This is a genomic window from Pontibacter sp. Tf4 (genome assembly GCF_014212495.1).
Lineage (GTDB): Bacteria > Bacteroidota > Bacteroidia > Cytophagales > Hymenobacteraceae > Pontibacter.
Genome location: NZ_JACKZC010000007.1, coordinates 123,101 through 146,960 on the forward strand (window position 1 = coordinate 123,101; position 23,860 = coordinate 146,960).

Annotated in this window: 21 protein-coding genes; 13 read left to right on the forward strand and 8 right to left on the reverse strand. The window is 48.4% G+C overall.

Annotation, left to right across the window (positions count from 1 at the left end; all coding sequences use genetic code 11):
• Nucleotides 1-109: 109 nt before the first annotated feature.
• From smpB to tsaD, 3 genes are all read right to left on the reverse strand, one after another.
• Nucleotides 110-577, reverse strand: coding sequence for an SsrA-binding protein SmpB (gene smpB, locus H7F15_RS12780; protein ID WP_185197378.1), 468 nt, complete (start codon nucleotides 575-577; stop codon nucleotides 110-112).
• Complete coding sequence (locus H7F15_RS12785) at nucleotides 578-973, reverse strand: thioesterase family protein (RefSeq protein WP_185197379.1); 396 nt, start codon at nucleotides 971-973, stop codon at nucleotides 578-580.
• Between the two features lie 159 nt (nucleotides 974-1,132).
• A complete protein-coding gene (gene tsaD, locus H7F15_RS12790) occupies nucleotides 1,133-2,140 on the reverse strand; it encodes a tRNA (adenosine(37)-N6)-threonylcarbamoyltransferase complex transferase subunit TsaD (protein ID WP_185197380.1) in 1,008 nt (335 codons plus the stop codon).
• An 87-nt stretch (nucleotides 2,141-2,227) separates the two neighbouring features.
• On the opposite strand from tsaD, the gene H7F15_RS12795 reads away from it, so the two are divergent.
• The 10 genes from H7F15_RS12795 (at nucleotide 2,228) to H7F15_RS12840 (ending at nucleotide 15,130) form a co-directional block, all read left to right on the forward strand.
• On the forward strand, nucleotides 2,228-6,679 hold the full coding sequence (locus H7F15_RS12795) for a translocation/assembly module TamB (RefSeq protein WP_185197381.1): 4,452 nt from the start codon (nucleotides 2,228-2,230) through the stop codon (nucleotides 6,677-6,679).
• Nucleotides 6,680-6,757: 78 nt separating this feature from the next.
• Entirely contained in the window at nucleotides 6,758-7,672 is a 915-nt protein-coding gene (locus H7F15_RS12800) for an ABC transporter permease (RefSeq protein WP_255481234.1), read from the forward strand.
• Nucleotide 7,673: 1 nt separating this feature from the next.
• Complete coding sequence (locus H7F15_RS12805) at nucleotides 7,674-7,889, forward strand: DUF3098 domain-containing protein (protein ID WP_185197382.1); 216 nt, start codon at nucleotides 7,674-7,676, stop codon at nucleotides 7,887-7,889.
• The gene (locus H7F15_RS12810) at nucleotides 7,890-8,723 is read left to right on the forward strand and encodes an undecaprenyl-diphosphate phosphatase (protein WP_185197383.1); all 834 of its coding nucleotides are present in this window, start codon (nucleotides 7,890-7,892) and stop codon (nucleotides 8,721-8,723) included.
• 1 nt (nucleotide 8,724) lies between these two features.
• Nucleotides 8,725-9,420: a tRNA pseudouridine(55) synthase TruB gene (truB, locus tag H7F15_RS12815; RefSeq protein ID WP_185197384.1), complete on the forward strand. Its 696-nt coding sequence runs from the start codon at nucleotides 8,725-8,727 to the stop codon at nucleotides 9,418-9,420.
• Nucleotides 9,404-10,333, forward strand: coding sequence for a bifunctional riboflavin kinase/FAD synthetase (locus H7F15_RS12820; RefSeq protein WP_185197385.1), 930 nt, complete (start codon nucleotides 9,404-9,406; stop codon nucleotides 10,331-10,333). The genes truB and H7F15_RS12820 overlap by 17 nt, the downstream gene beginning before the upstream one ends.
• A gap of 1,035 nt (nucleotides 10,334-11,368) precedes the next feature.
• Nucleotides 11,369-12,067: a CoA transferase subunit A gene (locus H7F15_RS12825; protein ID WP_185197386.1), complete on the forward strand. Its 699-nt coding sequence runs from the start codon at nucleotides 11,369-11,371 to the stop codon at nucleotides 12,065-12,067.
• A gap of 54 nt (nucleotides 12,068-12,121) precedes the next feature.
• On the forward strand, nucleotides 12,122-12,466 hold the full coding sequence (locus tag H7F15_RS12830; protein WP_185197387.1) for a four helix bundle protein: 345 nt from the start codon (nucleotides 12,122-12,124) through the stop codon (nucleotides 12,464-12,466).
• 67 nt (nucleotides 12,467-12,533) lie between these two features.
• A complete protein-coding gene (locus H7F15_RS12835; RefSeq protein WP_221627067.1) occupies nucleotides 12,534-13,190 on the forward strand; it encodes a CoA transferase subunit B in 657 nt (218 codons plus the stop codon).
• A 380-nt stretch (nucleotides 13,191-13,570) separates the two neighbouring features.
• Nucleotides 13,571-15,130, forward strand: coding sequence for a carbon-nitrogen hydrolase family protein (locus H7F15_RS12840; RefSeq protein WP_185197388.1), 1,560 nt, complete (start codon nucleotides 13,571-13,573; stop codon nucleotides 15,128-15,130).
• A gap of 86 nt (nucleotides 15,131-15,216) precedes the next feature.
• Here H7F15_RS12840 and H7F15_RS12845 read toward each other — a convergent pair whose 3' ends face one another.
• From H7F15_RS12845 to H7F15_RS12865, 5 genes are all read right to left on the reverse strand, one after another.
• A complete protein-coding gene (locus H7F15_RS12845) occupies nucleotides 15,217-15,582 on the reverse strand; it encodes a DUF2200 domain-containing protein (RefSeq protein ID WP_185197389.1) in 366 nt (121 codons plus the stop codon).
• A 153-nt stretch (nucleotides 15,583-15,735) separates the two neighbouring features.
• The gene (gene arr / locus H7F15_RS12850) at nucleotides 15,736-16,173 is read right to left on the reverse strand and encodes an NAD(+)--rifampin ADP-ribosyltransferase (RefSeq protein WP_185197574.1); all 438 of its coding nucleotides are present in this window, start codon (nucleotides 16,171-16,173) and stop codon (nucleotides 15,736-15,738) included.
• A 109-nt stretch (nucleotides 16,174-16,282) separates the two neighbouring features.
• The gene (locus tag H7F15_RS12855; RefSeq protein WP_185197390.1) at nucleotides 16,283-16,936 is read right to left on the reverse strand and encodes a hypothetical protein; all 654 of its coding nucleotides are present in this window, start codon (nucleotides 16,934-16,936) and stop codon (nucleotides 16,283-16,285) included.
• A gap of 92 nt (nucleotides 16,937-17,028) precedes the next feature.
• Nucleotides 17,029-17,706: a hypothetical protein gene (locus H7F15_RS12860; protein WP_185197391.1), complete on the reverse strand. Its 678-nt coding sequence runs from the start codon at nucleotides 17,704-17,706 to the stop codon at nucleotides 17,029-17,031.
• Nucleotides 17,707-17,794: 88 nt separating this feature from the next.
• Nucleotides 17,795-18,349: a hypothetical protein gene (locus H7F15_RS12865; protein ID WP_185197392.1), complete on the reverse strand. Its 555-nt coding sequence runs from the start codon at nucleotides 18,347-18,349 to the stop codon at nucleotides 17,795-17,797.
• Nucleotides 18,350-18,764: 415 nt separating this feature from the next.
• Here H7F15_RS12865 and hisS point away from each other — a divergent pair, with 415 nt between their 5' ends.
• The 3 genes from hisS to H7F15_RS12880 all read left to right on the forward strand — a co-directional run bounded on the left by hisS (nucleotide 18,765) and on the right by H7F15_RS12880 (nucleotide 23,838).
• On the forward strand, nucleotides 18,765-20,168 hold the full coding sequence (hisS, locus tag H7F15_RS12870) for a histidine--tRNA ligase (RefSeq protein WP_185197393.1): 1,404 nt from the start codon (nucleotides 18,765-18,767) through the stop codon (nucleotides 20,166-20,168).
• A 1-nt stretch (nucleotide 20,169) separates the two neighbouring features.
• Complete coding sequence (gene hutH, locus H7F15_RS12875; protein WP_185197394.1) at nucleotides 20,170-21,663, forward strand: histidine ammonia-lyase; 1,494 nt, start codon at nucleotides 20,170-20,172, stop codon at nucleotides 21,661-21,663.
• A 252-nt stretch (nucleotides 21,664-21,915) separates the two neighbouring features.
• Nucleotides 21,916-23,838, forward strand: coding sequence for a gliding motility-associated C-terminal domain-containing protein (locus H7F15_RS12880; RefSeq protein WP_185197395.1), 1,923 nt, complete (start codon nucleotides 21,916-21,918; stop codon nucleotides 23,836-23,838).
• Nucleotides 23,839-23,860: the final 22 nt, after the last annotated feature.

A 23,860-nucleotide genomic window follows, 5' to 3' on the forward strand; every position in this document is an offset into this window, starting at 1 on the left:
TTCTAAAAGGCTACTAATTCACTATGATTTATACTTTAATACAGAATTATTAACTCGAAATTACATTCATAATTCGAAATTCATAATTCATAATTGCGCGCTGACGCGCTTAGTATCCGCTTCTGTCCAGTTCGCGTTTTATGTCTTTTGCTTTGATGTCTTCGCGCTTGTCGTGTAGCTTTTTACCGCGGGCCAGGGCAATCTCTACCTTGGCAAAGCCACGGTCGTTTATGAACACGCGCGTCGGGATGATGGTGACACCCTGCTCCTGCGCCCCTTTTTCAAGTTTAGCGAGTTCGCGTTTATTTAGCAGCAGTTTGCGGGCGCGCATAGGTTCGTGGTTATAGTGCGTACCTTCGGTGTAGGTAGAAATGTGCATGTTGTGCAGCCATAGTTCACCTTTCTGAAACACACAATACCCGTCCTGCATGTTCACCTTGCCTTCGCGTATCGATTTGATCTCGGTACCCATCAGCATGATGCCGGCGGTGTACTTATCCAGGAACTGGTACTCGAAGGAGGCCCTGCGGTTAACGATGTTTACGTGTTTCTGTATTCTGTCCTTGTCTTTGGCCATTTATGCTTGCTTAGGTGCCAAAACTTTGGCTAATTTTTCTTTTTTCAAAATTTTCTGACCTGTTTCTCCGTCGGCCACTAATCTGTCGCCTACGCGGGCTTCGTAACTGCAGATCACTTCGTGGCCGTTTACTGCTTTTAGGGTGGCAACTATAGCTATAGTTTCACTTTCAAAAGCAGGGCCTTTATGACTGATCGTCAGAAATGTACCCACCCCTTCTTCATCCTTTTCTTTCATCTCCAAAACGAACAACCTGCCGGCCCACTCCGCCGCCTGCGCCAGCGCAAACGTAGAGCAAACCGCATGCACCAGGCCATCCTCAAAACGCGCAAAGTCCGCAGCAGTTACAAGCTTCTGGTATAGTTTAGTATCTCCGATCTGGAATGGGTTATTCATTGGACCAGTGATTAAGGGGATTATACTTATTGATTATGATTTAGGTCTGAATATGAACTTTCGGGATTATCAGATTTACAGGACTTTGATTATCACTTCTCTTTTTTAGTCTCCTTTTCAATAATCCTGTTAAATCAGAAAAATCGGGTTAATCACTGGTCAGATTTTCATCCTCGGATCGGGGCTGGCGTATTGGTCGGCGAAGTCGCCGGCCAGGTACTGGTAGTGCGCAGCCATGGCGATCATGCCGGCGTTGTCGGTGCAGTACTGGAAGGCCGGGATGTACACGTTCCAACTGTAGCGTTTGGCGTAATCCTGCAGGGCAGCACGCAAACCGGAGTTGGCCGATACACCACCAGCTATAGCAACTTCTTTTATGCCCAGGTCTTTTGTCGCCTGCACCACTTTCTTCAGCAAGGTCTTGATCAACGTATGCTGCACACTGGCACAAATATCATTGATGTTCTCCTGTACAAAATCCGGGTTTTCCTTCGTTCTATCACGCAGGAAGTAAAGTACTGAAGTTTTGATACCGCTGAACGAATAGTCGTAGCCGGGCATGTTGCCAACCGGGAATTCGAAAGCTTTCGGGTTTCCTTGTGCGGCAGCTTTATCCAGCATCGGGCCACCCGGGTAAGGCAGTCCCAGCATTTTGGCTGTTTTGTCGAAGGCTTCGCCCACGGCGTCGTCCGTTGTCTGGCCGATCACTTCCATATCCAGGTGGCTTTTTACGAGCACGATCTGGGTATGGCCGCCACTCACAGTCAGGCACAGGAACGGGAAATTTGGCTTCGGGTCGTCTATAAAATGCGCTAAAATGTGTGCCTGCATGTGGTTTACATCAATCAGCGGGATGTTAAGCCCCAGCGCCAGCGACTTGGCAAAAGAGCTGCCTACCAGCAGGGCTCCTAAAAGTCCGGGGCCGCGGGTAAAAGCCACTGCACTTAACTCATTTTTAGTTACATTTGCTTTGTTTAATGCTTCGGTTACAACAGGAATTATATTTTGCTGATGCGCTCTGGAAGCAAGTTCTGGTACTACGCCGCCATATTTTTCGTGAACGGCCTGAGTAGCAATTATATTCGACAATACCTCACCGCCACGTATAACGGCAGCCGAGGTTTCGTCGCAGGAAGATTCAATAGCTAAAATTGTAGGTTCGGTCATCTTTTGGAAAAAGAACAGTCCATAAATTACTTCAAAGTTATAGGAAAAACGCTACTTCACACAGTTGTAGAGCTTATCCTGTTGCTTTTGCTGCTATTTATAGCTGTTTTCTTTGCTATCCGGATACCTGCCGTACAAACCCATATCGCCCAGCGGGCCGCCCAATGGCTCTCCGAAGCCACAAAGCATGATGTGTCAGTTGGCCGGGTAGATATCGAGTTTTTCAGCAATGTGGTTCTGGAGCAGGTGCAGGTACGCGACTATAAAAAGAACGAGCTCTTTTACGTAGGCCGCATCGTAGCCGATATTGCCACCTTCTCGCTACTCCACCCCAACACCCTTACAATAGCCACCCTGGAGCTGGAGCAGCCCCGCGCCAACTTAGTATACTACCAGGGCTCTGATACCCTGAATGCCGGCGCTTTCTTTAATGCCTTAGGCGATCTGTTCGTAAAGGACACCACCAAACCATCCGAGCCTTTTAACTTCGAGCTGCAGGAGCTGATCATCAGGAACGGGCGCTTCACGTACGACGACTTCAACAAACCGCTCGCCGGGCATGGCATGGATTACGCCCACCTGACCGTGGACAGCATCTATGGCAATTTTGATGAGCTGGTGCTGGCCGATACCTTAAAAGCCAACATCACTAATTTCAGGGCTATCGAGACGCGCAGCAATACCAACCTGAAACATTTAGATACCCGCATGACCTACTCCAGTACGTTCTGGGAATGGGATGCGCTCGATCTGAAGGTGCAGGACAGCCATGTGCAGAACTATGTACGCTTCGACTATAACCGCTTCGGCAACTTTGTGGATTTTAACGACAGCGTAACCATGACCGCCAGGCTTTACGATTCTTATGCGCACGCCAGAGACATCTCCAAATTCACTACGCTGCTGCAAGATTATGAGAACGAAGAGATACACGTTAATTCCATAAACTATAAGGGCAAGGTATCTAACTTTAAAGCCGACAGTGTAGACCTGAAATATGGCCGGAACACACATATAGTAGGCAGCATAAGCGCCGACGGGTTGCCAAACGTAAGAGAGACCTTTGCCAACCTGAAACTGAAGCCATCAACTATAGATGCAGACGATATCAAACAGTTTCTGCCGCAGGATGCCTATGTGGTTGCCGACCGCCTGGGTACTGTAAAGTTAGAAGGCCGCTTTCTGGGCTTTTACAACGACTTTGTAGCCAACGGAAGTTTTGCCACCGCGCTGGGTAACGTAAAATCCGACATCAACCTGAAAATAGACGACGACAAGCGCACCTCTTCCTACAAAGGCTATATCAGCACCAACAGCTTTAACCTGGGCAAGCTCATTAACCGCACCGACCTGCTCACCACCATCTCGATGAGTGGCAAAGTGGCCGGCTCGGGTTTTACTCTGGAAGATGCCAACGTGGACATGGATGCCACCATCAACCAGCTGTACTTTAAAGACTATAACTACCGCAACATTGTAGCCAACGGCAACCTGAGCCGTCAGAAGTTTGTGGGGCAGGTCAGCATAAACGACCCCAACCTGGTTTTATCAGCAGATGGCGAAGTATTCCTGAACGGCGACGAACAGGCCTTTAATATGGTAGCCGACCTGGGCAAGGTTGACCTGCAGGCGCTCCGCTTATCGAAAGAGCCGTTTACCATCAGCGCCAATGCCAACCTCGACTTTAAAGGCCTGCGCCTCGACGACTTTGTGGGCATCGCCAGTTTTGCGAACGCTACTATAAACTATAAAGGCAAAGAACTGGCTCTGGACTCGCTTTACATTAACTCTGCTATAGTAGAAGGACAGCGCGCCCTTAACCTCGTATCGGACCCGCTTACCCTGCAGATTGACGGAGACTTTGACTACTCCACCCTGATCGCTGACCTGTCGCAGTTAGCTGAAGAGTATAAACTGAACTTTGAGAGTAACGATGCTGCCACGCAGGCCTACTATAGCCGCAAACCCAAAAGCCCGGTGAATGAGTATGCCCTGAACTATAGTTTGCAGTTAAAAGATGCTACGCCGCTCCTGCAACTACTGGTGCCCGAACTCACCATTTCCGACAACACAACTATAGAAGGCTCTTTCAGGCATGGCAATACCGTTATAGTGGAAATGGTGGGCGATGTGGATACGCTTACTTACGCAGACTATAACCTGTACCGCAACCATTTCGAGGTTACATCCTCCAAGCTGCAGTTCACCCCCGATGTGCTGGCAAGTATCATCTATACTTCCGAGCAACAGCAACTGCCCACTGCCGGCCGCACACAGGATTTTTACCTCGAAGGTATCTGGAGCGAACGCAAGATAGATTTTGCTACCAGCGTACGCCAGCCCGAGTATAACAACCGCGCCACCATTACCGGCGACCTTAACTTCCTTGAGAACCAGGTACAGCTGGTTTTCGACAAATCGAACATCATTCTGCGCGATATGCCGTGGGCCTTTACACCGGGCAATACAATAGTTATTGGCGATGCCGGCAAGAGCATCCTGTTCCAGAACTTTGCCATTACCAACCAGGAGCAGGTGGTGCGCGCTGCAGGCCTGATATCCGAAGACCCGAACAGCACCCTGAACCTACATGTTGAGAACTTTGACCTGCGCAACCTGAACACCCTGATAACCGAGAAAATTGCCGGTAAGCTAAGCGGCGAGGTTGTTGCCCAGGATGTGTACGACCGTGCCCTGCTGAACATTACCGCCCGCGTCGATTCCTTTTACCTCGATGATTTCCTGATCGGTGACATAGCAGGCAAAGCTGACTGGAACAACACAGCTAAACAAATGGTGGTGGACGTAGGCATAGACCGGAACAACAAGAAAGTACTGAGCGTAACGGGTAACTATAACCCCAATGCCGAAGAAGACCAGTTAGACCTGCTAGCCGTTATGGACCAGGCACAGCTTAAACTGGTAGAGCCGCTCATCAAACCAATCCTCTCCGATTTGCAGGGCGACCTGGAAGGACGGGTGCGCATACTTGGCCGCCTTACTTCTCCTATATTAAAAGGATCGGTGATGGTAACCAACGGGCAGTTCCGGTTCGATTACCTGAACACCACCTACCGTTTTAACGACCGCGTATACCTTGGCCCGAACAGCATCAGTTTCCGGAATGCACAGATAAAGGACCTTTTTGGAAACACAGCAACAGTAACCGGCGGCATTGCACACGACGGCTTCGAGAACATGGTAATTGACCTCAGTGCCCGTTACCGCAATTTCATGATCCTGAACACCACGGCCGAGCAGAACGAACTATACTATGGAACAGCTTTTGGGACAGGCACTGCCAGCGTGCTGGGTCCGGTTGATAACCTGCGCATAAATGTAGATGCCCGCAGCGAAGAAAACACCCGTTTAGTTATTCCGCTGGATAACCAGGAAAGCGTAGCCCGCAAAGACTTCATCAAATTTGTGACACGCACCCCGGACAGCCTGGCCGTGGCTGTAGATAACGAGAAAGTAGACCTGTCTGGCATTAACATGAATTTTAACCTGGATGTGACCGACGATGCTTACTTTGAGATCATCATTGACCGTACAACCGGTGACGTGATCCGTGGATCAGGTTCCGGCGACATCCGGATGACCATCGACACACGCGGCGACTTTAACATGTTTGGTACATTCGAGATCTCTAAAGGTGCTTATAACCTGAACCTGCTGGAAGGTCTGGTAACCCGCGAGTTTAATGTGCAGCCGGGCAGCACCATTACCTGGAACGGCGATCCGCTGGGGGGCATTATGAACATTACCGGTAACTATACCCAGATGGCCTCGCTGCCGGTAACTGAAACCAGCACCATACAGGGCCGCTACCCTGTTACCGCCGTGATAGAGTTGGATGGCCCGCTGCTGACGCCACAGATTGAACTGGGACTGAACTTTGATGAAGTACCGCAGACCGCTGAAACCGAAGCCCTGATAAGCGCCATTAAAAACGATGAAGCCGAACTGAACCGCCAGGTATTCAGCCTGATGGTACTGGGCAGATTATCGCCGCAGGGCACATTCAGTACTGTGGATGCCGGAACTACGGCAGTGGGCGGTAGTTTGGGTAGCTTACTCTCTAACCAGCTCAGCAGCTTCCTCAACAGCATAGACAGCAACCTGGAGATCGACATCGGCTTAGGAAATATAGACCAGGATGCGCTTTCGTCGTTGCAGGTAAGGTTAAGCTATTCGTTTTTCCAGGGCAGGCTGCGCGTAACCAGCGAGGCCGGCCTGGGAGCAAGCAACGAAACCGGCACCACCCGCGACAATGGCTACCAGGGCGACTGGTCTTTGGAGTACTATATTACCAAGAGCGGTGAGCTGCGGGCGCGCATCGAGTACAACACCATTCCGCGGGGGCTGATAGACAGGCGTACCAACCGCCAGAGTTTCAGTTTGCTGCATACCAAGCGTTTCGATAACCTGCGCGAGCTGTTCAGGAGCAACCGCCGCCAGCGCCGCCTCGAGGAGCAGGAACGTCAGCAGATCATACTGGACTCTGACCCACGCTTGAATTTACCGGCCCGGGAGTAGCCCAGCGAGCTAAAAGAAGGGCTTTTTCTTTTAGATACCGCGGCTTTCCGTATTTTTAAAATATATTCCTAATTTTGTATGGAAGGAGTACCTATGGCAAAGCAGCACAAATCAGTAAAAAAGAAAAAGCTCGGTAATTACCCGCATACCATGGTGGTGTTCAGTATCTCGTTGGCCCTGTTCGTAATCGGGTTGTTCGGGTTGCTGCTCATCCATGCCCATAAATTATCGGAACAGGTAAAGGAGAGCATAGAAATGCAACTGTACCTGGACAAGAACCTGACCGGTGTGCAGCTTGCCAACATCCGCAAAAAATTAGCCGCTAAAGAATACGTAGCCATAAAAGCCGACACGGCCCAAGTGCGGTTTATATCAAAAGAAAAAGGCGCCGAAGCATTTATAGGAAAGACCGGCGAAGACTTTACCTCTTTTTTAGGTGAGAACCCGCTCCGCGATGCCTATGCCATTAATATAAAGGCCGAAAGCACCACCCCTGCCCAGATGAAAGGAATCAAAAACGACCTGGAAGGGATAGAAGGCGTGTTTGAAGTCCAGTATGTGGAGGTCGGCTTCATCGAATCCATTAACAACAACATCCAGAAAATAAGCATGATCCTGCTGGGTTTTGCGGCTATCCTGGTGCTGGTAGTAATTATCCTGATCAATAACACGATAAAACTGGCCCTGTACTCGCAGCGTTTTCTGATCCGGAGCATGCAGCTGGTGGGGGCTACGGGCTTTTTTATTCAGCGCCCTTTCCTGAACCGGGCTGCCTGGCAGGGTGTTATGAGCGGTATAATTGCCTCAGGGCTGCTTTTTGCTTTAATGCAATACGCTTATACCCAGATAGAAGAACTGAAAGAGCTGCGCAACGACGAACAAACCTACATCCTGATGGGGTCGCTGCTCGTAATTGGCTGCATTATCGGTTTTCTGAGCTCTTACCGGGCGGTGCGTAAATACCTGCGCCTTTCATTAGACGAACTATACTAACATGGAAAATAAAGACAGACTTGCCTTTGGCAGAAAAAATTACATCCTGATGCTGGTGGGCATTGTGGTACTGGTGATCGGCTTTATCATTATGACACTGGACACAGAACAGTACGGCCTTGGCTTTATGGGCATTACACTGGGTCCGCTAGTAGTTCTGGCCGGTTTCGTTATCGAATTTTTTGCCATCCTTGTTAAAGACAAAAATCACCAGTAAATGAGCGTATGGCAGGCTATCATTTTAGCCATTATTGAAGGACTTACCGAGTTTTTACCAATCTCCTCTACCGGGCACATGATCATTGCGTCGGCTTTGATGGGGATAAACGAATTACCGATCACCAAGATCCTGACCGTAAACATCCAGTTCGGGGCTATCCTTTCGGTGGTGGTGCTGTACTGGCGTCGTTTTCTGCAGAGCTTCGAGTTTTACCAGAAATTGCTGGTAGCTTTTATACCAGCTGTAGTTATCGGTTTTCTGCTGATGGACCTGGTGGATGCCATGCTGGAGAGTGTGGTGGTAACGGCCATTATGCTGGTAGTGGGTGGCGTGGTGCTGCTTTTTGTAGATAAGTGGTTCCGGAATGCCAACAGCGATAAGATCAGCTATAAAAATGCTTTTATGATTGGCTTGGCGCAGTGCGTGGCCATGATCCCGGGCGTATCGCGTTCGGCAGCCTCTATAGTTGGTGGTATGGCGCAGGGCATCGACCGTAAAACGGCAGCTGAGTTCTCGTTCTTCCTGGCGGTGCCTACCATGCTGGCCGCCTCTACTTACAAACTGATCACCGACCTGCTGCAGTTAGAGCTTTCCGACATCCTGAAATTTGATTTGCCCAAGATACAGAACAGCTTTGAGGTGATTAAGCCCGATGACCTGCAGTTGCTGCTGGTAGGTAATGTGGTGGCGTTTATAGTTGCAATGCTGGCGATCCGTTTCTTTATCAGCTTCCTGACCAAATATGGCTTTAAGATGTTCGGGTATTACCGGATAGGATTAGGCATACTGCTGCTGGCCCTTCTTGCATTAGGCGTGGACTTAAGAGTTTAAAATGACTTATAACTTTGAAGCAGGCGAGATACTGCTTATAGATAAACCGCTTACCTGGACGTCGTTTGACGTGGTGAAAAAAGTGCGCAATACGCTGCGTGTAAAAAAAATAGGCCACGCCGGTACCCTCGATCCGCTTGCTTCAGGCCTGCTGATATTGTGCACCGGTAAATTCACCAAACGCATTGACGAGATACAGGCGCAGGAAAAAGAGTACACCGGCACCATTATTTTAGGCCAGTACACCCCCTCCTACGACAAGGAAACAGAAGTAACCGAAACCAAAGACATCAGCCACCTTACGCCGGAAACTATAAAAGCTGCTGCCAATACGTTTGTGGGGACGATAGAACAGGTGCCTCCTATTTACTCGGCAGTGATGGTAGATGGCAAACGCGCCTACGACCTGGCCCGCCGTGGCAAAGCTGCCGAGCTGAAACCGCGCACTATAACTATAAAAGCCTTCGACATTACAAATATTGAAGGCGAAGTGGTAAGCTTTAAGGTAATTTGCACCAAAGGCACTTACATCCGTAGTCTGGCGCATGACCTGGGTGTGCAGTTAGGCGTTGGCGGGCATCTGGGCTCGCTGGTCCGTACGCGCATCGGCGACTATAAACTGGAAGATGCGTTAACTATAGAAGATATTCAGGCAATCAGAAAAGCACAGCTGGAAGCGAATGGAAGTAATTCGTGATATAGCCGATTTTCCGCAACTTAGTTACCCGGTGGTTACTAGCGGCACCTTTGACGGGGTGCACGTTGGTCATCAGAAAATACTGCAGCGCGTAATGGAGCGTGCCCGCCAGAACAATGGCCAGAGCGTGGTTATTACCTACTGGCCGCATCCGCGCCTGGTGCTTTTCCCGGAAGACAACGACCTGAAGCTCCTGACAACGATAGACGAGCGCATCGAACAGCTCCGCAGTTTCGGTATCGATTATCTGCTGATCATCCCGTTTACCAAAGAGTTTTCCCGCACCAGCTCCCGCACGTTCATTACCGACATACTGGTAAAAGCTCTGCATACCAAAGTACTGGTTATTGGCTACGACCATCGGTTTGGCAAAAACCGCGAAGGCAGTTTTGAGCACCTAAAAGCCCACAGCAGCAAGTATGGTTTTGAAGTAGAAGAGATTCCGCGCGAAGACGTGGATGATGTGGGCGTAAGCTCCACCAAAATACGAAAAGCCCTGGAAGTAGGCGACCTGGAAACGGCCACCAGCTACCTCAACCGTTACTATACCCTGACGTCTGTTGTAGTTGAGGGCAACAAACTGGGCCGGACCATCGGTTATCCCACCGCCAACCTCGCTATTCCGCATACCCACAAGCTGATTCCGGCCAACGGCGTGTATGCCGTATGGGCTACTATAAACGGCGAGCAGCATCCCGGCATGATGAACATTGGCATGCGACCTACCGTAGATGGCACCCACCTTACCCTGGAAGTACACCTGCTCAACTTTAACCAGGACATTTACGGCCAGTCCATGACCGTTGCCTTTGCAGCCTACCTCCGCGAAGAGCAGAAGTTCAACGGCCTCGATGCGCTGAAGGCACAATTGGCAAAAGACAGAGAAACAACTGCGAAAGTACTGGGGCTGTAGTCCGGACCAGTGATTAAAGGGATTTTCCTGATTTAGAGGATTGGGATTTACCTCACCCCAGCCCTCTCCTAAGAACAGGAGAGGGTGTTTGTGCTTTAGTTATAGTTGAGGCCATAGTTTCATCGTTGCCGGTTTCAAACCACCCCTACCCCTCAGAGCTACGCTCGCTACCTTCGAAATCGCTTCTCGGTAGTCCAAGGAGGGGAACTCTGACTTTACTATGGTTTGACTTGTAGTGCTATAGTTACGGTTAGTCATCCCCCTACCCCCTTCAAAGGGGGACTTGGTGATACTTTTAACTCACTAACTATAGTTTCATAGTTACATAGTTACATATCATAAACAGGCAGGCGCAGCCTGCCCCGAGGAACTATAACCACGAAAAAACCGATCTGCCACAGCCAAAAGACATCAAGCAAACTATAGCTAAAGTTCCTACTATCGAATTGCTATCAGTCTTTGGGTTGAGCGCCTTGTAGATTTCCGGTGCCTGCAGGGCATTGCGAGGCACGAGCAAAGGAAATGTACACCGCGCGATGCCCGAAGACGGGGCCTCCCGGCCCGGGAGGGAGCCAAACCAACTATAGCACTATAGGCAAGTAGAGCTCCTAGGATTGGTAGTGGCTATGGAACAATGGCTTGGTTCAAGTTGTAGAAAAGTAAACTATAGCACCAGACGCTAGCAGGAGCTGCGCACGCTGCTAGGTCTTTACAAACTATAAGCTGAGATAGATTTCTCACTGCGTTCGAAATGACAATAGTGGAAGTATAGGTCATATAAGATCCCTCACAGCTATACATCCTCTATCCCACCTATATTTCAAGCACTACCAGAAAACCAGAACCCAACTATAACCTATTCTATACTCCAAATCCAGACTTCACCTGACCTATAACCCATTTCACCTAAAAAACTAAAGTCATATTTCCATATGGCTTTTATTCTATATAACTTACCTACGTATAGGATCAAATTCATGAACTGTGTTCCGGGTAACGATTGCTTTGCCCGGGACCTCAGCATTTTAAATAACTATGATAAATAAAACTGTAAAGAACGTGCAGGAAGCGCTGCAGGGCGTAGAAAACGGCATGACCCTGATGCTGGGCGGCTTCGGTTTGTGCGGTATCCCGGAAAACTGTATTAATGAGCTACTACGTTTAGGTGTAACAGACCTGACCTGTATCTCGAATAACGCTGGCGTAGATGATTTTGGAATTGGACTGCTGTTGCAAAAGCGCCAGGTTAAGAAAATGATAGCCAGCTATGTAGGCGAAAATGCCGAGTTTGAGCGCCAACTGCTTACCGGAGAACTGGAAGTGGAACTGAACCCGCAGGGTACCCTGGCTGAGCGCATCCGGGCTGGTGGGGCCGGCATACCTGCTTTCTTTACCCCGGCCGGTTACGGCACCGAGGTAGGCGAAGGCAAAGAGAGCCGCGAGTTTAACGGCAAAATGTACCTGATGGAAACTTGGCTGAAGGCGGATTTTGCCTTTGTGAAAGCCTGGAAAGGCGATACAGCAGGCAACCTGATCTACAAAGGCACTGCCCGCAACTTTAACCCGATGATGGCCACTGCCGGAAAAATTACCGTTGCCGAAGTGGAAGAACTGGTGCCTGCCGGCGAGCTGGATCCAAACATGATCCATACTCCGGGCATTTTTGTACAGCGCATCTTCCAGGGCGAGAAGTACGAAAAACGTATCGAGCAGAGGACAGTGCGAAGCACCTGATTTGGAAATTTGAAGATGTGAAAATTTGAAAATGTGGATGCCCCGAAAGATAACATGATATTAACGTTAACCTTAGACTTTGCAGTAGACATAATTCTATATGCAGAAGAACTGGAAGCGCTGCGAAAATATGTTGTTGCAAACCAGTTGTTAAAAAGCGGGACATCTATAGGTGCCAACGTAAGAGAGGCTCAAAATGCAGAGAGTAAGGCTGATTTTATCCATAAATTCAAAATTGCAGCGAAAGAGGTAGAAGAAACAGAGTATTGGTTACTGCTATGTAATAGAGCACCTTCTTATCCTTCACCATCACACCTTCAGGAAAAATTAAAATCTATCAAAAGGATAATTTCTAAAATCATTATAAGCTCAAAATATAAAGGAAACCAGGAAGAATAATTTGTAGAACTACACATCTCCAAATCTTCAAATTTCCAAATCTCCTAATCTTCAAATCACGAATGAAATGAGTCTTGATAAAAATCAGATAGCGAAACGGATCGCACAGGAAGTAAAGAACGGGATGTATGTGAACCTGGGCATCGGGATACCGACGCTGGTGGCAAACTATATTCCGCATGGTATTGAAGTGGTGCTGCAGTCGGAGAACGGCTTGCTGGGCATGGGCCCCTTCCCTACCGAAGACCAGGTAGATGCCGACCTGATAAACGCCGGCAAACAAACCATCACCACACTGCCGGGATCGTCTATTTTCAGCTCTGCGGATAGCTTTGGCATGATTCGCGGCGAGCACGTGGACCTGACCATTCTGGGTGCCATGGAAGTATCGGAAAAAGGCGACATTGCCAACTGGAAAATACCGGGCAAAATGGTGAAGGGCATGGGCGGCGCCATGGACCTGGTGGCATCGGCCAAGAACATTATAGTTGCCATGCAGCACACCGCTCGCGACGGTTCTTCTAAACTTTTGAAGGAATGTACTTTGCCAATCACAGGCTTGAAATGTGTGAAAAAGATCGTGACGGATCTGTGCGTAATGGAAGTAACCGATAAAGGCTTTAAACTGCTGGAAAGAGCACCGGGCGTATCGGTAGAAGACATTCAAAAAGCTACCGAAGGCACGCTTATAGTGGAAGGCGACATTCCGGAAGTACAGCTATAGTTGGCATTGAGTAATCATCCCTCTGCACCTCCAAAGGGAGACTTTTCACAATCTTGTTTTGCTGGCGCGAATCTGTGATCCGTGACTTATTATAATTGTGGATCTGCGATCCACTGGGCCAGAGGCCCAACTATAGTTCGACACGAGCGAGGACGCTCGCGCCATGTACATTGATTCAGGATGGTGAAACTGCCCTATCCGTGTAAAGGGGGTAGAGGAATGATTTACAAACCACATACAAACTATAAAGCGTAGCTACACGGCTGCGCTTTCTTTTTTTACCCCGGCTTAAACTGCACATATCGTGTAATCCTATTAACTTGTATCGAAACTATAGTTGCTGCACGTATACCTGTAGCATAAAAGAGAAAAACTGACCCATGAGCGATAAGAACGAAGAAAGTACAGAACACACCGAACACAAATTATTACTGCGCCAGCTCGAGCTTAAAGACTATAATGAAGTAAAAGAGATCATGGATACGGTTTACCGTAACATTGATGGCGCCTGGAGCAGAAAGGAATTCTCGAACCTGCTCAAGAAGTTTCCGGAAGGCCAGATCTGTATTGAAGATAAAGGAAAAGTAGTAGCCGGCGCCCTCAGCCTTATAGTGGACTACGCGCAGTACGGCGACAAGCACACCTACGAGCAGATTGTAGACCGTGGCACTTTTAAAACCCACGACCCCGAAGGCGACACCCTGTACGGCATCGACGTGTTTGTGCACCCCGAGTACCGTAACCTGCGCCTGGGCCGCCGCCTCTACGATGCCCGCAAAGAGATGTGCGAAAACCTGAACCTGCGCGGTATTATTGCCGGTGGCCGCATACCTGGTTATAAAGATTACGCCAACAAGCTTACACCTGCCAAGTACATCGAGATGGTGCGCAACAAGGAGCTCTCGGACCCGGTGCTGTCGTTCCAGCTGAGTAACGAGTTCCATGTGCGCAAGATCATGAAGAACTACCTGCCCGACGATACCGATTCGCGCGCCTACGCTACCTTGCTGGAATGGGTGAACGTGTACTTTGAGGAGAAGGAAAAACTGATAGGCGGTAAGAAAACGATCGTGCGCATTGGCATTGTGCAGTGGCAGATGCGTGCCGTAAAATCGCTGGAAGACATGATGCAGCAGATCGAGTTTTTTGTGGACACGGTAAGCTCCTACAAGTCTGATATTGTGGTATTTCCGGAGTTTTTCAACGCGCCGCTGATGGCCTTAACCAAAGAAGATTCTCCGTCGGAAGCGATCCGAAGCATGGCCGAATATACCGATGAGATACGCGAGCGCATGATCCACCTGGCGCTGTCGTACAACATCAACATTATTGCCGGCAGCATGCCCGAATACTACGACAACAAACTATACAACGTAAGCTACCTTTGCCGCCGCGATGGTACGTATGACAAACAGTATAAGCTACACGTTACCCCGGACGAATCGCATTACTGGGGTATGCGCGGAGGCCATAAACTGAAGATCTTCGATACAGATATCGGCAAAATAGGCATCCTGATCTGTTACGATGTGGAGTTCCCGGAACTGGCGCGTATGCTGTCGGATATGGATATGAAGATCTTGTTCGTACCGTTCTGGACCGACACCAAAAACGCGTACCTGCGGGTGCGCCTTTGCTCGCAGGCCCGTGCCATCGAGAACGAGTGTTACGTAGCCATTACCGGCAGCGTAGGTAACTTACCGAAAGTAGAGAACATGGACATCCAGTACTCGCAGTCGGCCGTCTTCTCTCCTTCCGACTTCGCGTTCCCGCATGATGCGGTTATTGCCGAAGCAACGCCTAACACCGAGATGACCCTGATAGCTGACCTGGACCTGAACCTGCTGAAAGACCTGAACACCGCCGGCAGCGTTCGTAACCTGAAAGACCGCCGCAAGGACCTCTACAACCTGAGCTGGGTTACCCGCAAGGAAGATTAACAACTATAGTTTACAACTATAAAAAAGCCTTTCCTATAGTTTGGGAAAGGCTTTTTTTATTTTAGCTATAGTTTGCAGCAATCAGTTTATCCTTGCCTGAGGATCTTTTCCATTTTTCTGCCTTTGGCCAGTTCGTCTACCAGCTTATCCAGATACCTTACTTGCCTGGTAAGCGGGTTCTGTATTTCCTCAATACGGTAGCCACAGATCACGCCTGTAATCAAATGCGCATCAGGGTTTAAACTCGCTCTGGTGAAGAAGGCCTCAAATGTAACTTTCTCGTCGATCAGCTCCTGTAGTTTCTGGTCATCAAAACCTGTCAGCCATGTTATTACCTGGTGCAGTTCCTCTTTGGTGCGGCCCTTGCGCTCTGCCTTGGCTACATAATGCGGATACACTGATGCAAAGGTCATGTTGGCTATTCGGGCGTCGTGGTCGGGTGTGGTGCTCATGGCTATGGAATTGGTTATTGCTGGTAATGTTTAGGTAAAATATAAAAGATACATGTACCGCTGCAAGTTTGAAAGACATAGGAGAAGCTTTAATTGCCTGTCCTAATCGCGAAAGACCTGTATTGAAAGTGGTTTGCTTGTAGCATAACCGGCTTAGTTTTCTATCTCATCCAGGCCTTGCTCCCGCAGTTTGGCTAACCCGTCTTTCATAGCTTTAATTTGCTCTGGTGCATGTCCTTGCCAACCTGTAACCTCACCCACAACCTTTAATGGGTGTTGCGAGCGATAAGACATTGTCGGATTGCCGGGAAACTTCTTGTCAGTTAGATTCGGATCGTCTTCTATGCTGCCAGTTGGTTCAACAAGATAAATTCTTTCCTTTTCATCTCCAGCGGCAAGTTCGGCACCCCAGATAGCAGCGTCCAGAGTAGCCGTGAAATAAATATGGTTTAGCTGCCCGTATTGGCTATAGTTCGAGTTAAAACCAACTTTTAAAAGAGTACCTGTTTTCAGGTTGGCCTTCGTACCATGGAAATATGTCTGCGCAAAAGGACTTGGTGAAGAATTGTTCTCATTCTCGTTTGGTTTCATTGGCGTTGTTTTTCTTACTGGACATTGATTTTTTTTGCGTTTTAACGTTTCGTGCATAAGGTGAATAAGGCGTCGCTGCCGCTTGGCTTATGTGCAGGGTTAGGCTAAGTTATTTTACTTTTTCATATACCAGTCTCTTCCATTGGTTTGTATAAAGTCGAATTTTCACCTCATTCGATTCAATTCTTTTCCCATTGTAATCGAAGGCGACTTTGTATGGCACTTCCTCACTGCCTTTGTTTTGGTGGATTGAATTTACTTCTAGCGAGTAAAGCCCGGCAGGTTCAAGTCCAGAGTTATAATAACTGTTGCCACAATCTGACTTATAGTTTTGCCTAATTTGGTACCATTTACCTTTGATTTTTATGTAATCAGAGAAATTATTTATCGTAGCATCAATTCTTGGGATACTGGCAGTGTCACTTTTCAGGTTTATCATGTATAACTTCACATATGAATTCCCATTCTCCTTAACAACCTCCCATTCATTGGGTATTCTTAGGAGGAGACTATCGGCGTTTACTGGTTGAAACGTTTGCAGAAAGCTTTTATCTGCTTTTGTTTTCTGCTCTAACCAAACCTGAAGTTCACTCCCAAGTGAACCTGCCTCGATTAATAGGCTTTGATACCATTCTTCAGATGAAATCTTTTTTTGCTCATAGGATTCCCATAACAGCTTTTCCTTTTTTTGCCAATCAGTTTGGGCGTATGCGCTTGTAATAGATAAAAACAATAGATTAAATAGTGTTAATATAATCTTCATAATATTTATAGTTTAACGCTAACGTGTTCGTATATACCGTGTGCAAGGAGTAGCCGAAGCATAAGGTATAAACTGTGTTGAGTAGAGTTATTTTATTTCAGTCTATACTTCTTTGACCACTCTTCTACGCTTAACGGCTTTGACTCGCTATTCGGGAAAGTGTTTTTTATGTACTGGAATTGTTCCTGCGTCAGAAAAACAGCTTCTCCGTCATTACCGCCAGACATGAGGTAGAGCCGTTCTGGTGATTTACTTCTGCTTAATATGTCATTCACCATTTCAGCGTACCGTTTCGCTGCTACACCCCAAGAGTTTGCACTTCCTTGGTCGTTTCTGAAGATGACATACTCTTTGCCATTCACCCAAATGATGTGGTTCAGTCCACCGCTTTGAGAGTATTCTTCTATTTCATTTTCTATCTTCAGATTTACATTCAGCTTTTTAAAAGTCCTTTCCATATCAGAGAGGTAACTTTTAAAACCACCTTCTTCATACAATGTCTCTCCGTCAAGTCCATACAGCCTATAATCTGCTGATTGATACTTAGGCATTTCATAGGTCGTCACGAGTGCACCATGTGTGGCGTACCCTTCGGCAAGTGCTTTCTTTAATTCAGCTACTTTGCTTGACTGAGCATACTTGAAGTAACCAAGCGACTCAAGTTTTTGAACAACTTCTTTGCCTGAAGGCTTTTTTTGGAAAATGCTCCTGAAACTAAACAGCATAACTATCGAAGAAAGGCATAGGGTGAATAGTAGGACCTTTTTCATTGATTACAATTTTACTCAACGGTCTGGTGCAGCCGACGGGTGAGGCGTAGCCGAGTATGAAGGCTGCACGTGGCTGGGCAATGTATTTTTAATGCACACTTTCTTTCAATGCTTTTCTATGGCCATTTGAAATGTAGCTATAAAATTTTCTGTCTATTCCTTTTAACTTATGCAGCTGAGTTGGAATAGTATGTTTTGGGTGTGGGCCGCCGAATAGGAAATAGAAAAATGACTCTATCTCTTTTTGTTGCTTTCCCTTTAAGATTTGGTAAGTCAAATCCACGTTTTCCAGGACAAGTGGTTCTAAGGTTTGCTGCAGGTGGCTAATTGCGTCAGCTTCCCATTTCCCGTTAATCCCTATGTTTATTGCCTTACTTATTTTCTCTTTCTTTGATACCTTGTCAAGCTCAAAGAATCTGGAAATGTAGTCAAATGATTCTTCGTACAACGGGCCGGGCTTATCTTCCACATAACCAAATATTCTTTCAAATGTCCGAAAGTCGCTCGGGAAAAGGTTGAAGTATAGAATCTGGTTTTCTTTAGTGTCAGCCCCTTTTAAATTATTGAAGGATGACTCCAGTTTTTGAGTGCCCGAACCTTGAAAAAGTAAAACTGTTGACAACAACAATAAGAGAGTTTTCATAATTTATATTTTGCCCAACTATGGTATAGCAGGAGTACCTACTCCTGTAATCTGCACTATGTGTGGGGTTATTTTAGCTTATAAAGCGCTACCTTATACCTGATGTATAGTTGTATACCCCACTTTTAAAAATAAAGAAAGTATCTGAATATTACTATTATTTAGGATGCCTCTAAATAAATACTTAACACTTAAGCCATAACCTTTTCATAGTTTAATTCTAAAGCGAGATACGCAGGGGACAAAACTATAAGCTTCTACAAAAAGCCAGCTTCAGATTAGTTGTTACCCGTGTTTATACTCGAACATAAACGAGTATAAACACGGGTAAACTTTCTGTTCTAACCATAAACTATAGTTTTCCCGTGTCTTTTGTGGGCATAACTTAGTAACTTCGCCGGCAAAGTTTTTTAGCATGAGCAAAGAGAAACCAAGTTTACCAAAAGGAACCCGCGATTTTGGCCCTGCAGTAGTGGCCAAGCGTAACTATATATTCAACACCATCCGCAGCACTTTCCAGAAGTTTGGCTACCTGCCCCTCGAAACCCCGGCCATGGAACAGCTGTCGGTACTTACCGGCAAGTACGGCGACGAAGGCGACCAGCTGATCTTCAAGATCCTGAACTCCGGCGATTACCTGAGCAAAACCACACCTACCGATATAGAGCAGGGCTCCAAACATCTGATCCGTAAGATCTCGGAAAAAGCGCTGCGTTACGATCTGACCGTGCCATTTGCCCGTTTCGTGGTGATGAACCGCAACGAGATAACTTTCCCGTTCAAGCGTTACCAGATACAGCCGGTTTGGCGCGCCGACCGTCCGCAAAAAGGCCGCTACCGCGAGTTTTATCAGTGCGATGCCGATGTGGTGGGCACCAACTCGCTGCTTTGTGAAGCCGAAATTGTGCAGATGATCGATGAAGTGCTGACTACCCTTGGCCTGACCGATTTCACGATAAAGATAAACCACCGCGGTGTGCTGGCCGGCATTGCCGAAGCTATTGGAGAGAAAGGCCGTGAAGGCGATATTTGTGTGGCCATCGATAAGCTGGATAAGATTGGTGTAGAAGGCGTGCGCAAAGAGTTGCTGGAACGTGGCATTTCGGAGAGTGCGGTTAGCAAACTTGAGCCTCTCTATAGTTTGGAAGGCGACAACCAGAACCTGCTGCAGCAACTGCAAACGATATTAGGCAACACCGAAGAAGGCCAGCGCGGCCTGAAAGACCTGAACGATGTCTGGACCTACCTGGATAACTTGGGCAGCAACGCCTTATCAGCTGAAAACCCATCTGGTAACCCGCGCTTGCAACTGGATGTGACCCTGGCCCGTGGCCTCTCCTACTATACCGGCTGCATTTTCGAAGTGAAGGTGAACAATGTGAGCATGGGCAGCATTAGCGGCGGCGGCCGTTACGATAACCTGACGGGCATGTTCGGTTTGCCGGGTGTATCGGGTGTGGGCTTCTCGTTTGGTGTAGACCGCATTTACGATGTGCTGGAAGAACTAGACCTGTTTCCGGCCAATGCTCAGATGAGTACTAAGGTGCTGATCGTGCAGTTTGATAAGGAATCCGAACTATACGCGCTGCCGTTGCTGCAGAAACTACGCGATGCCGGTATCTCGTCGGAATTATACCCGGAAGCGGCCAAGCTGAAAAAGCAGATGGGCTACGCCGATCAGAAAAATATACCGTTCGTGCTGCTGGTTGGCTCCGAAGAAATGGCAAGCGGCAAACTGAAGCTCCGCGACATGCAGACTGGCGAACAGGACGAACTATACATCGACGATATTATTGCCCAGCTAAAAGACATAGCCTAACATGAGCAACGTACACCACATCTCCGGCGAGCACCTGAGCCTGGAGCGCATCCAGGAGATCATTTCCGGCAACTATAGTTTAGCCCTCTCCGCCGATGCCGAGCAGCGCATAAAAAAGTGCTACGACTACCTGCAGGACAAAATGAAACAGAACGAGCGCAGCATTTACGGAATCAACACCGGCTTTGGCTCGCTGTATAAAAACAAGATCTCGAACCACGATCTGGAGCAGTTACAGCGCAACCTGATGATGTCGCATGCGTGCGGCACGGGGCAGGAAGTACCGCAGGAAGTGGTGAAGCTGATGTTGCTGTTAAAAGTGCAGTCGTTGGCGTACGGGCATAGTGGTGTGCAGTTGCAAACCGTAAAACGGTTGATCGATTTTTATAACCGCGATATTTACCCTGTAGTTTACCAGCAGGGCTCGCTGGGTGCCAGCGGCGACCTTGCCCCTTTAGCGCACTTATGTTTGCCGCTTATCGGATTAGGTGAAGTGCATTACCAGGGCTACAAACTCGAAAGCCGCCATGTGCTGGAGATGTTCAGTTGGGAACCGATTGCCCTGAAAGCAAAAGAAGGACTAGCCCTGCTGAACGGCACGCAGTTTATGAGCGCTTACGGCGTTTACAACCTGTTGCAGGCCCGCCGCCTTTCCGCCCAGGCTGACTTAATTGGAGCCTTATCTTTAGATGGTTTTGATGGAAGAATCGAGCCTTTTAATGAGCTGATACACAAGGTCCGTCCGCATAAAGGGCAGCTGCAGACTGCTGAAACATTCCGCAATTTACTGGAAGACAGCGAGCTTATAGTTCAGCACAAAGTGCATGTGCAGGACCCCTATTCGTTCCGTTGCATTCCGCAGGTGCATGGCGCCAGTAAAGATGCGCTGCGCTACGCCGAAGACGTTTTCCTGACGGAGATAAATTCTGTAACCGACAACCCGAACATCTTCCCTGACGAAGACGAGATCATATCGGGTGGTAACTTCCATGGACAGCCCCTGGCGCTGGCACTAGACTTTACAGCTATTGCGCTGGCCGAACTGGGCAGTATATCGGAGCGTCGCAGCTACCTTTTAATTTCCGGCAACCGTGGTTTACCTGACTTCCTGGTGGCTGAACCTGGTTTGAATTCCGGTTTTATGATCACGCAGTATACGGCCGCCTCTATAGTTAGCCAGAACAAGCAACTATGCACGCCGGCTTCTATCGATACTATTCCGTCATCGAACGGCCAGGAAGACCACGTGAGCATGGGTGCCAACGCCTCGACCAAACTATACCAGGTAGTACAGAACGTAGAGCGCGTGTTGGCTATAGAACTGATGCATGCCGCCCAGGCCATAGATTTTCGCAGACCATTGAAGACATCACCAGTTCTGGAAGGACTTTATAGTTCTTTCCGTGAAACAGTGCCGTTTGTTTCTACAGATCGCGTGCTACACGACGATATTATGAAGAGCATTGCTTTCCTGAGAAACTATAGTCTGTCTTAGGATTGGGCAGGAGAAATTTGTCCTCCTGAAACCTCTGCGCACATAGCGTAAACCTTAGCGTACTTTGCGGTTAACTTTAAACGCAGAGGACGCAAAGGCCCGCGCGGAGAACGCAAAGCTATAGTTGCAAAATAACGCTGTACCGGTGTTAAAATGTGAGAAGCCGCCAACGCTCACAATCCGTCAGAACTTAGATAAGGTTCAGATATTTTTAGGTAAATTCGTAAAGTAACTTACACAACATTACCTGCCTTGGAAAAGCGTTTGCTCCTGTTTCTGCTCCTACTTTGTACCTGCCTGGCAGCGCAGGCACAGGCGCAGGACTGCAGGTGCTTCAAGGCTTACAATTCGAATAATGTAGAAATAACCACATTTTGCGTTGGGCAGGAAGTCTTCTTCCGGGACTGCACCGGCAATGCAAAGCCCGAAGAGGAATACTATGATTTTGACGACAGCGACGGGCTGCAGTTTACCGATTATCGCATTAAATCGCATGTATTTACTGAGGCGCGCACGTACACCGTAACCCAGGTGGCAAACGTAGCCAATTGCGGAAATACAGGGTACTACACCCGCACCTTCGAGGTAAAAGATATCAGCCCACCCCACTTCGAGATCACTTACTGCGCCAACAACACCGTTAAGATCGATATTGCTGAGTCCAGTTTTGATTCATTCCTGATCGACTACGACAATGAATATGAAGTGGAAGTGTTTGCTACCGGTGAGCAGGAACCTTATACCTTTACATCTGCCCCAGACCCGAATGACAGAAGAGCAATAACTGTACGCGGAAAACTGAAAGGCAACCCCGGCTGCCCCGCAGGAACAACCATTTATTTAACACCACTTTCACCCTACATCACCCCCACCATCAGCCAGGTACAGGTACTTCGGCAGGATGCCGCTACCGGCGAAGCAAAACTAACAATTGAAGGACTGGTTCAGGGTTATCAGTACACCTTAGAGCAGCGGATTGGCGGCACTTTTCAGCCTGTAAGGCCGGTTAGCGTTCCTTCCACTTCCATAACTATAGATAAGCTGAACACCAGTGTGCCGCAGCAGTTCCGGATAACCGGTACCGATGCCTGCAATCAAAATCTACCTGCCTCCAATATTATCACCACAATACCTATAGTTGCTGATGGCGGTAACGAACGGGCTACTGTAAACTGGCAAACTATAGCCGGCACTTTTCAGCAGTTTGATGTGTACCGGAACGGCGTACTGCAGCAAAGTTTTCCGGGCGCAACCACCGCGTATACCGATGCCAACGTGCGCTGCGGGCAGCAATATTGCTACGAGCTAAGAGGCAGATCCGCAGACGGTAAATCCGTATCTGTGTCGGCGCAGCCCTGCGTTTCGGTCACTTCTACCACTCCGCCACCGGCCCCTGACCTGCTGGCCAGCTTTAACCTGCAGAACGAGATCGAATTAAGCCTGCGACTGCCACCCGGCGATGCTGCCCAATCCATCACCTACGACCGCAGCCTGAACGGAACCCCTTACAAGAACCTGGCTACCACCCCGGACCTTACCCTGACCGACAAACTCACTACGATAGCACCGGTTTGTTACCGGGCTACTTTTACCAATGCCTGCAACCTTACCTCGGCGCCAAGCACATCCGCCTGCCCTGTAGTACTTACCGTAAAACAAAACCCGGACGAGACTGTGCTGCTTACCTGGACCAACTATAGCGGTTTTTCTGGTGGTGTAACCAACTATAGTTTAGAGTTACTGGATGAAAGCGGCAATGTAATCAGCAGCAAAACCGTGCAGGGCAACCGCCACACCGAGCAACTGGCCAACGAACAGGAACAGGTTTTCCGGTACCGCATTAAAGCTACTTCTGCCACCGGCGAAGTGACCTACTCCAACAACGAAACTATAAAACTCGAACTGGTCCTTTTTATACCAAGCGGCTTTACCCCAAACGGTGATGGCCTGAATGATGTGTTTGAGGTAAAAGGAAAGCGTTTCGAGCGTTTTGCTCTACGGGTGCTGAATGGTGCAGGCCAGGTAGTGTATACGTCAGCCGATCGAGCGCAGGGCTGGGACGGCACCTACAACGGGAAAGCCCAACCGGCCGGCAGTTATGCCTACGAGGTAACCGTTACCTTACAGGATGGCACTACTAAAAGGCGCACCGGCACGGTTACGCTGCTGCGCTAAAAAGAAAACAGGAACCTGTCTG

Bases quoted from the DNA above. Each gene is read 5' to 3' on its own strand.
- H7F15_RS12845 (WP_185197389.1), bottom strand. From the start codon at position 15,582: ATGAGCACCACACCCGACCACGACGCCCGAATAGCCAACATGACCTTT.
- tsaD (WP_185197380.1), bottom strand. From the start codon at position 2,140: ATGACCGAACCTACAATTTTAGCTATTGAATCTTCCTGCGACGAAACC.
- H7F15_RS12785 (WP_185197379.1), bottom strand. From the start codon at position 973: ATGAATAACCCATTCCAGATCGGAGATACTAAACTATACCAGAAGCTT.
- arr (WP_185197574.1), bottom strand. From the start codon at position 16,173: ATGAAACCAAACGAGAATGAGAACAATTCTTCACCAAGTCCTTTTGCG.
- H7F15_RS12820 (WP_185197385.1), top strand. From the start codon at position 9,404: ATGGAAGTAATTCGTGATATAGCCGATTTTCCGCAACTTAGTTACCCG.
- H7F15_RS12865 (WP_185197392.1), bottom strand. From the start codon at position 18,349: ATGAAAACTCTCTTATTGTTGTTGTCAACAGTTTTACTTTTTCAAGGT.
- H7F15_RS12830 (WP_185197387.1), top strand. From the start codon at position 12,122: ATGATATTAACGTTAACCTTAGACTTTGCAGTAGACATAATTCTATAT.
- H7F15_RS12810 (WP_185197383.1), top strand. From the start codon at position 7,890: ATGAGCGTATGGCAGGCTATCATTTTAGCCATTATTGAAGGACTTACC.
- H7F15_RS12840 (WP_185197388.1), top strand. From the start codon at position 13,571: ATGAGCGATAAGAACGAAGAAAGTACAGAACACACCGAACACAAATTA.
- H7F15_RS12835 (WP_221627067.1), top strand. From the start codon at position 12,534: ATGAGTCTTGATAAAAATCAGATAGCGAAACGGATCGCACAGGAAGTA.
- hutH (WP_185197394.1), top strand. From the start codon at position 20,170: ATGAGCAACGTACACCACATCTCCGGCGAGCACCTGAGCCTGGAGCGC.
- H7F15_RS12855 (WP_185197390.1), bottom strand. From the start codon at position 16,936: ATGAAGATTATATTAACACTATTTAATCTATTGTTTTTATCTATTACA.
- H7F15_RS12825 (WP_185197386.1), top strand. From the start codon at position 11,369: ATGATAAATAAAACTGTAAAGAACGTGCAGGAAGCGCTGCAGGGCGTA.
- H7F15_RS12805 (WP_185197382.1), top strand. From the start codon at position 7,674: ATGGAAAATAAAGACAGACTTGCCTTTGGCAGAAAAAATTACATCCTG.
- smpB (WP_185197378.1), bottom strand. From the start codon at position 577: ATGGCCAAAGACAAGGACAGAATACAGAAACACGTAAACATCGTTAAC.
- H7F15_RS12800 (WP_255481234.1), top strand. From the start codon at position 6,758: ATGGAAGGAGTACCTATGGCAAAGCAGCACAAATCAGTAAAAAAGAAA.
- H7F15_RS12860 (WP_185197391.1), bottom strand. From the start codon at position 17,706: ATGAAAAAGGTCCTACTATTCACCCTATGCCTTTCTTCGATAGTTATG.
- truB (WP_185197384.1), top strand. From the start codon at position 8,725: ATGACTTATAACTTTGAAGCAGGCGAGATACTGCTTATAGATAAACCG.
- hisS (WP_185197393.1), top strand. From the start codon at position 18,765: ATGAGCAAAGAGAAACCAAGTTTACCAAAAGGAACCCGCGATTTTGGC.